Here is an 8,401-nt window from a genome sequence, read left to right on the forward strand (position 1 = left end):
CACGGTCCTCGCCGCCCGGTCGGTCGGCAAGCGCTTCGGGGAGACGACCGCGCTCAGCGGCGTCTCCCTCGAGGTGCGCGCGGGGGAGGTGCTCGGTCTCGTCGGCGCGAACGGCGCGGGCAAGTCGACCCTGACGAAGATCCTGTCCGGCACCGAGGCGCCGACCTCCGGGCACGTGGAGGTGCGGGGCCGGCGCGTCCGGCTGGCGAGCGCCGAGCAGGCGCGCGCCGCGGGCATCGAGACCGTCCACCAGGACGTCGACGCCGCGCTGGTGCCCGACGCCTCCGTCGCGGAGAACCTGGTGCTGCCGCTGCTCGTCGGCGGGCGGCTCGGCCGGTTCCCGTCGCGGCGCCGCATCCGGGCGGAGGCGCAGCGCGTCGCGGCGGACCGCCTGCCCGGCATCGACCTCGACGCCCCGGTGGGGGTGCTCGGCGTCTCCGACCGGCAGCGGGTGCTGATCGCCCGCGGGCTCGCCTCGTCGCCGGCGGTGCTCGTGCTCGACGAGCCGACGGCGGCGCTGTCGGTCGACGAGCAGCGGGCGCTCCACACCACGGTCCGGCGCCTGGCCGACCAGGGCACCGCGGTCGTCTTCATCACCCACCACCTCGGTGAGACGGTCGCCGTGTGCGACCGCGTCGTCGCCCTGCGCGACGGCGCCGTCGCCGGCGAGTTCACCGCGCCGCTCGACGCCGCCCGCCTCGCCCACGCGATCCTCGGCGGCCTGGAGGCGACCGCGGCGTCCGCCCGCACCGGCACGCCGGGCGCGGAGGTGGTGCTCGACGTCGTCGGCGTCCGCGCGCTGCCCGGCGGCCCCGGCATCGACCTCACCGTCCGGCGCGGCGAGGTGCTCGGCATCACGGGCCTGCTCGGTGCGGGCAAGACGGAGCTGCTCGAGCAGCTCGCGGGCGTCCGGCCGGTCGAGGCGGGCGTCGTCGCGCTCGATGGCGTGCCGTTCCGGCCCGCGCATCCGGACGTCGCGATCGCCGCCGGGGTCGGCTTCGTGCCGGAGGACCGGTCCCGGGCGGCGGAGGTGCCCGGCTGGAGCGTCGCCGACTCGCTGACGCTGCCCGACCTGCGCCGCTACCGCCGGGGCCCGTGGCTGAGCCGCCGCGCCGAGGACCGCGCCGCCGCCGACGTGATCCGCACCCTCGGCGTCGTCTGCTCCGGGCCGCGCGCCGCGATCGAGTCGCTGTCCGGCGGCAACCGCCAGAAGGTCGTCGTCGGCCGCTGGTTCGCCGCCGGCTCCCGCCTCCTCGTGCTCGACGAGCCCTTCCGCGGCGTCGACATCGGCGCGCGCGCCGACATCGCCCGGCTCATCCGCGCGACCGACGCGGCCGCCACCGTCGTGGCATCCTCGGACCCGGAGGAGATCCTCGAGGTCGCCGACCGGGTGCTGGTGATGGCCGACGGCGCGATCGTCGGCGAGGTCGATCCCCGGACGGTCGACGCCGAGACCCTGGCCGACCTGATGACGCGGGCCGTCCGCCCGCAGCCCGCAGTCCTGGAGGAGGGCCGATGACCCGCACCCTGCCGAGCGACCTCGGCGAGCCGCGCGCCCAGCCGGCCGACGTCCTCCCCGCGCCGAGCGCGCCGGGACCCGCCCGCCGCAGCCCCCTCTCCCGGGTGCGGGACGCGATCTTCCGCTACGGCCTGCTGATCCTGCTCGCGGCCCTGGTCGTCGCCTTCGCGGTCACGCAGCCGGCGTTCTTCACGGCCTTCAACCTGCTGAGCATCCTGCTGTCGGTCGCCGTGGTCGCGATCGTGGCGCTCGGGGTGACGGTGTCGATGTCCGTCGACGGCTTCGACCTGTCGGTCGGCTCGAACGTCAGCCTCACGGTCATGGTGACCTCCGCCAGCCTCGTCTACTGGGGGCTCGGGCCGGTCGTCTCGCCGCTGCTCGGGCTCGCCGTCGCCACCGCGGTCGGGCTGATCAACGGCCTGCTCATCGTCGTCGCGCGGGTGCCCGACATGATCGCGACGCTCGGCACCATGTTCGTCTTCGCCGGCGCCTCCCTGCTCATCACCGCGGGGCAGTCCGTCGCGAACGGCTCCGGCTACCAGGGGGCGAAGCCCGGCGGTGCCTTCACCGACGCGTTCACCTGGATCGGCCAGGGCGACGTCGCCGGCGTGCCGGTGCCGGTGCTCGTGCTCGTGGTCGTCACCGCCGCGGTGATCGTCTTCCTCGCCCGCACCCGCTCCGGCCGGCTGCTGCGCGCGGTCGGCGGCAACCGGGAGGCGGCCCGGCTCGCGGGCGCCCGCGTCGGCCGCCTCCGGGTGCTCGCGTACGTGGTCAGCGGGTTCCTCGCCGGGCTCGGCGGCGTGCTGCTGACCGCGCGCCTCGGCCGCGGCGACGTGAACGTGGGCGCGGACTACCTGCTGCAGGCGGTGTCCGCGACGCTGATCGGGTTCGCGGTGCTCGGCGCGAACCGGCCGAACCCGTTCGGCACGGTCGTCGGCGCGGTGTTCGTCGGCGTCGTGCTGAACGGGCTGACGATGCTGAACGCGCCCTACTACGCGCAGGACTTCGTGCAGGGCCTGCTGCTCGTCGGGGCGCTGATCGTCAGCTTCTCGGCGCTGTTCAACCGGCGGGCGCACCGATGAGCGTCGAGCTGCTGGAGGCGGCGACCGTCCCGGCGTACCTCGCCGCGCATCCCGGGCTGGCGGGCGGCGTCGACCCGGCCACCGCCGAGGTCCGCGAGGTCGGGGACGGCAACCTGAACCTCGTATTCATCGCGCGGGACGCGGCAGGCGCCTCCGTGGTGCTGAAGCAGTCGCTGCCGTACGTGCGCACCGATCACTCGTGGGCGGTGCCGCAGGACCGGATCCTCGCGGAGGCGCGCGGCTACGAGGCGGCGGCGCGCACCTCCCCGGGCTCGACGCCCCGGTTCTTCGGGCTCGACGCGGAGCGGCGGCTCATCGCCATCGAGGACCTGTCGAGCTGGACGGTCTGGCGCACCGCGCTGAACGAGGGCCGCATCACCCCGGGGGCGGGCGCCGACCTCGGGCGGTACGTCGCGCGGCTGGCGTTCGGCACCTCCGCGTTCGGCCTGCCCGCCGCGGCGGTGCGGGAGGCGGCGGCAGGTGCGCTCAACGTCGAGCTCTGCCGGATCACCGAGGACCTCGTCTTCACGGAGCCGTTCACCGACCACGAGCACAACGGCTGGGACGACGGCGTGACGCCCGCGGTGCTCGCGCTGCGGGAGCCCGCGGTGCTCGCCGAGGTCGCCGAGCTGAAGTGGCGGTTCCTCACCGCGGCGGAGGGGCGCATCCACGGCGACCTGCACACCGGCAGCGTGTTCGTCGCGCCGGACTCGCCGGTTCAGGAGGCGGTCGTCGCGAAGGCGTTCGACCTCGAGTTCGGCGTCTACGGCCCGATCGCGTTCGACCTCGGCGCGCTGTTCGGCAACGTCCTCCTCGCGCAGGCGCGCGCGGTCGCGCTCGACCGGCCCGCCGCGTTCCAGCAGTGGGTCGGCGGGCTCGTCGGCGAGACCTGGGGCGCGTTCGAGACCGAGCTGCGCCGGCTCTGGCCGCAGCGGGTCGACCCGGCCTTCACGGACGGGTTCCTGGAGGCGTGGCTCGCCGAGACGTGGCGCCGGGCCGTCGGGTTCGGCGGCGTCAAGGCGGTCCGCCGCATCGTCGGCTGGGCGAAGGTGTCGGACGTCCAGTCGCTCGACCTGCCCGCCCGGGAGCACGCCGCGGGCGCCGCGCTGACCGCCGCGCGCGCCTGGATCACCGAGCGGCACGGCGTCGCGGACCCCGCGGCGCTCGACGGCCTCACCGGGGAGAGGATCGGCGCGTGGCGGTGACGAGGGCCGTCGAGAGCATCGCGTGGACGGGGGACGGGCTGACCGTCCTCGACCAGCGGCGGGTGCCCGACGCGACCGAGTACCTCCGCCTGCGCACCCTCGACGAGGTCGTGGAGGCGATCGCGACGCTCGCGGTCCGCGGCGCGAACGTGCTCGGCACGGCGGGCGCGTTCGGGTTCGTGCTCGGCGTGCGGGCGGGGCTGGACCCGGACGAGGCCGCGTCGCGCGTCGTCGCCGCCCGGCCCACCGCCGTGAACCTGCAGGTCGCGGTCGAGCTCGCGCGGGAGGCGCAGCTGCGCGGCGAGGACCCGCTCGACGTCGCGCTCGGCCTGCTGGAGGAGGACCGGGCCGCGTGCGCCGCGATCGGCGAGCTGGGCAGGCGGGAGCTGGCCGGCGCCGACCGCCTCCTCACCCACTGCAACACCGGCGCGCTGGCGACCACCGGCCGCGGCACCGCGCTCGGCATCGTGCACGCGAAGGCGGCGGCGGGCGAGCCGGTCCGGGTCTACGCGACCGAGACCCGCCCCCTCCGGCAGGGCGCCCGGCTCACCGTGTGGGAGCTGCAGCAGGCCGGCATCCCCGTCACGCTGCTGATCGACGCGGCCGCGGCCGCCGCGCTCACCGGCGGGCTGATCGACGCGGTCGTCGTCGGCGCCGACCGGATCGCCGCGAACGGCGACACGGCGAACAAGATCGGCACCCTCGCGCTCGCGATCGCCGCGCATCACGCGGGCGTCCCCTTCTACGTCGCGGCGACCTGGAACGCGGTCGACCCGGCCACGCCGGACGGCGCCGCCATCCCGATCGAGCAGCGCGACGCCTCCGAGGTCATCGGCATCGGCGCCGGCGCCCCCGCGGCGGACACGGCCGTGTGGAACCCGGCGTTCGACGTCACGCCGGCCGCCCTGATCACCGGCATCGTCACCGAGCGGGGCGTGCTGCACCCGCCCTTCGGCCCGGCGATCGCGGGGCTCGCGCGATGACCGTCCGCGCCGTCTACGCGCTCGCCGGCGACGTCCGCGACGCCCGGTCCCGGGCGGAGGCGCTCGCCGTCGAGCAGAGCCACGAGTTCCCGCCCGACCTCGCGCCGGCGAAGGCGGCCCCCTCCCGGGCGCACGTCGTCGCGGTGGAGGAGCGGGGGCCGGACCTCGCGCTCGCGACGGTCGAGTTCCCCGACGACCTGGCCGGCGACGAGCTGCCGCAGCTGCTCGTGATGGTGTTCGGCAACTGCGCGCTGCTGCCGGGGGTCCGGCTCGTCGACCTGGAGGTGCCGGCCGGGCTGGCGCGGGCGGTCGGCGGCGGACCGGCGTTGGGCGTCGCGGGTGTGCGGCGGGCGCTCGGGGTGCCGGAGCGGCCGATCCTCGCGACCGCGCTGAAGCCGGTCGGGCTGCCGACCGAGGACCTCGCCGCGCTCGGCCGCGCCTTCGCGGAGGGCGGGATCGACCTCATCAAGGACGACCAGGGCCTCGGCGACCAGCGCTGGTCGCCGTACGCCGACCGGGTGCCGCGGATCGCGGAGGCGATCGCCGCGGGAAACGCGGCCTCCGGCCACGCGGGCCGGTACCTGCCGTGCTTCGACGCGCCGCCCGAGCGGGTGGAGGAGCGCCTCCGCATCGCGCTCGACGCCGGGGCGGGCGGCCTGCTCGTCGTGCCGGGCGTGGGCGGACTGCCGCTGCTGCGCTGGCTGGCGCGCAACACCCCGGACGACTTCGTGCTGATGAGCCACCCCGCGCTGCTCGGCGGCCTGGCCGTGTCGCCGACGGCCGGCATCGCACCGGACGTGCTCTACGGGCTGCTGCTGCGGCTGTCCGGCGCGGACGTCGCGATCTTCCCGTCGTACGGCGGCCGGTTCAGCTTCTCGCCGGAGGAGTGCCGCGCGATCGCGGACGGCTGCGCGCGCCCCTTCGCGGACCTGCCCGCCTCCCTCCCCGCGCCGGGCGGCGGCATGAGCCCGGACCGGGTGCCCGAGCTGGTCGACTTCTACGGCCGGGACGTCGTGCTGCTGATCGGCGGGGAGCTGCATCGCACCGGCGACCCGCGCGGCGCCGCGGAGCGCTTCCGCGCCCTGGTGGACACCCTCCCCGCCTAGCCGTTGCGTTGTGAAGGCGTTCTGGCGCGCCAGAACGCCTTCAAGACGTTGGGCTCAGCGGCGGATGAAGGCGGCGACCCCGGGGTCGGCGGTCAGCGCCGCCAGGTCGTCGGGGGAGGGGAGCACCGGGCGGTCGCGGTCCAGCGGCACGACGCACTGGAAGCCCAGCGGCTCGTCGCCGGTCGCGCGGAACTGGTGCCAGGCCCACCCGGGCACGAGCACGAGGTCGTGCTGGGCCAGCGGGATCACCCGGTCCTGCACGAGGCAGGCGCCGGAGCCGCGCAGCACGATCACCTGGTGCGGGTGCTCGTGGTGCTCGAGCGTGCTCCACCCGCCGGGCGCCACCTCGAAGTAGCGCACCTCGACGCCGAGACCGTCCCCCGCCCCGAACAGCACGCGGCGGGTGACGCCGCGGAACGTGGAGTCGTGCTCCTTGTACGCGAGCTCCGCGACGCCCTCCCAGCGGAACGGCTCGGGCTGACCGCGATGGGGCTCGGTCGCGGCGCGCAGGTCGGTCATGCCCCGATGCTCCCTCCTCCGGCCCGCCGAGGTCCAGCCGGTCCGCAGCGGGAGGTCACGGCGCCGCGCAGCGCGGATCCGGCACCGCTCCCGGTCCGCTATGCTCTACGGCTGGACTTCGGCGAGGGTCGCGGCGTGCTGCCGCGGCCGTGATCGACGCAGCGCGCCCGCACCCGGGCGTCGGACTGCGAGACCGCCGACCGGATCGAACGGGTCGCGCTGCGGCCCCGTGTGGAGGGACCAGCATGGCCGAGAAGATCGCCGCCGAGGCGCGCACGTCGTTCGGGAAGGGCGCCGCCCGCAAGCTGCGCGCCGCCGGACGCATCCCCGCCGTCATCTACGGCCACGGCACCGACCCGGTGCACATCTCGCTGCCCGCGCACGAGACCGCGCTGATCATCCGCCGCGCGAACGCGGTGCTCGACCTCTCGCTCGAGAGCGGCGCCCAGCTGGCCCTCGTCAAGGACGTGCAGCGCGACCCGGTGCGCCAGATCATCGAGCACCTCGACCTGATCATCGTCCGCGCGGGCGAGAAGGTCGAGGTCGAGGTGCCCGTGGTGCTGCAGGGCGAGAGCCTCCCCGGCACCGTCGCGACGCTCGACTCGCAGACCCTGACCCTGAAGGTCAGCGCGACCGCGATCCCGCAGCACCTCGTCGTCGACATCGAGGGCGCGGCCGACGGCACGCACATCACCGCCGCCGATGTGTCGCTGCCGGACGGCGCAGAGCTCGCGGCGGACCCGGAGCTGCTCGTCGTCGGCGTCGCGCTCGCCCCGGCTGAGGAGTCCCCCGAGAACGAGGCCGAGTCCGACGCCGAGGCCCCGGCCGACGCCGAGGCCGAGCCGGTCGCCTCCGCCTCCTGATCCCCGATGCCTGACGACGCCTGGCTCGTCGTCGGGCTCGGCAACCCCGGTTCCGAGTACGCGGGGAACCGGCACAACGTCGGCCGCATGGTCGTCGAGGCGCTGGCCGCCCGCCTCGGTGCCCGCTTCACCCGGCACAAGACGGGGGCGGGCGTCGCGGAGGGGCGGGCCCGGCCCGGCGGCACGCGCTTCGTGCTCGCGGCGCCGCAGACCTACATGAACGAGTCCGGCCGTCCGGTCGGCGCGCTCGTGCAGTTCTACTCGCTGCCGCCGGAGCGCCTGATCGTCGTCCACGACGAGCTGGACATCCCCTTCGGCGACCTGCGCCTGAAGTCGGGCGGCGGCCACGGCGGGCACAACGGCGTCCGCGACATCGCCGCGGTCCTCGGCACCCCGGAGTTCCCGCGCGTGCGCATCGGCATCGGCCGCCCGCCTGGGCGCCAGCCGGCCGCGGACTTCGTGCTGCGCGACTTCACGCCGCCGGAGCGCAAGGAGCTGCCGCTCGTCCTCGACGACGCCGCGGACGCGGCGGCGGACCTCGCGACCCTCGGCCTCGATCCGGCGCAGCAGCGCTGGAACGCCCCTCGCGCCTCCCGCTGACGCACCGCCTCCGGCAGCCCCCTTCAGCAGGCCGGAGGAGCACCTGAGCAGGCCCGTCGCGCTCGGGCAGGCTGACGGCGGCTGCCCGAGCCTGCTGGAGCGAGCGCAGCCTGCTGACGTGCTCGGGATGTCGGCGGCCGCGCTCATCAGCCGCGGTCCGGTAGACCTGAGCCGTGGCAGACACGCGCATCGCGATCGTGACCGGCGGCGGCAGCGGGGTCGGCGCCGCGTGCGCCACCGCCCTGGCGGCGGCGGGCTGGGAGGTCGCGATCGTGGGTCGCCGGGCCGACGCGCTGCTGGACGTCGCGATGGGATCGGAGGCGATCCACCCGTTCCCCGGGGACGTCACGGATCCGGACTCCGTCGACGAGGTGTTCGACGGCGTCGTCGACCGCTTCGGCCGGCTCGACCTGCTGTTCAACAACGCGGGGCGGGGCGGCAGTGCGGTCGAGATCGACGAGGTCGACGTCGACGAGTGGCGGCAGGTCGTGGACCTCAACGTCACCGGGACCTTCCTCTGCACC

General features: G+C 75.9%; 9 protein-coding genes. 8 read left to right on the plus strand and 1 reads right to left on the minus strand.

The features are described 5' to 3' along the window. From ACFE60_RS11605 to ACFE60_RS11625, 5 genes are all read left to right on the plus strand, one after another. Window positions 1-1,519 (plus strand): sugar ABC transporter ATP-binding protein (locus ACFE60_RS11605; protein ID WP_375389015.1); only part of this gene is annotated, 1,519 nt, incomplete at its 5' end. Beyond that, a complete protein-coding gene (locus ACFE60_RS11610; RefSeq protein ID WP_375389016.1) occupies window positions 1,516-2,601 on the plus strand; it encodes an ABC transporter permease in 1,086 nt (361 codons plus the stop codon). The genes ACFE60_RS11605 and ACFE60_RS11610, both read left to right, overlap by 4 nt. After that, window positions 2,598-3,806: an S-methyl-5-thioribose kinase gene (gene mtnK / locus ACFE60_RS11615; protein WP_375389017.1), complete on the plus strand. Its 1,209-nt coding sequence runs from the start codon at window positions 2,598-2,600 to the stop codon at window positions 3,804-3,806. The genes ACFE60_RS11610 and mtnK overlap by 4 nt, the downstream gene beginning before the upstream one ends. Beyond that, complete coding sequence (gene mtnA, locus ACFE60_RS11620; protein WP_375389018.1) at window positions 3,797-4,789, plus strand: S-methyl-5-thioribose-1-phosphate isomerase; 993 nt, start codon at window positions 3,797-3,799, stop codon at window positions 4,787-4,789. The genes mtnK and mtnA overlap by 10 nt, the downstream gene beginning before the upstream one ends. Next, entirely contained in the window at window positions 4,786-5,895 is a 1,110-nt protein-coding gene (locus tag ACFE60_RS11625) for a RuBisCO large subunit C-terminal-like domain-containing protein (protein WP_375389019.1), read from the plus strand. Before mtnA ends, ACFE60_RS11625 begins: the two co-directional genes overlap by 4 nt. Window positions 5,896-5,949: 54 nt before the next feature. On the opposite strand, the gene ACFE60_RS11630 is transcribed toward ACFE60_RS11625, so the two are convergent. Continuing rightward, entirely contained in the window at window positions 5,950-6,414 is a 465-nt protein-coding gene (locus tag ACFE60_RS11630) for a cupin domain-containing protein (RefSeq protein ID WP_375389020.1), read from the minus strand. Between the two features lie 245 nt (window positions 6,415-6,659). Between ACFE60_RS11630 and ACFE60_RS11635 the strand changes: the two genes are divergently transcribed. The 3 genes from ACFE60_RS11635 to ACFE60_RS11645 all read left to right on the plus strand — a co-directional run. Next, window positions 6,660-7,277, plus strand: a complete 618-nt coding sequence (locus ACFE60_RS11635; protein WP_375389021.1) for a 50S ribosomal protein L25/general stress protein Ctc — start codon at window positions 6,660-6,662, stop codon at window positions 7,275-7,277. 6 nt (window positions 7,278-7,283) lie between these two features. Beyond that, entirely contained in the window at window positions 7,284-7,877 is a 594-nt protein-coding gene (gene pth, locus ACFE60_RS11640) for an aminoacyl-tRNA hydrolase (protein ID WP_375389022.1), read from the plus strand. A 173-nt stretch (window positions 7,878-8,050) separates the two neighbouring features. Then, window positions 8,051-8,401, plus strand: a 351-nt coding sequence (locus ACFE60_RS11645) for an SDR family oxidoreductase (protein ID WP_375389023.1), incomplete at its 3' end; no start/stop codon positions are given.

It is taken from the genome of uncultured Amnibacterium sp. (assembly GCF_964245895.1).
In the GTDB taxonomy this organism is placed as follows: Bacteria; Actinomycetota; Actinomycetes; order Actinomycetales; family Microbacteriaceae; genus Amnibacterium.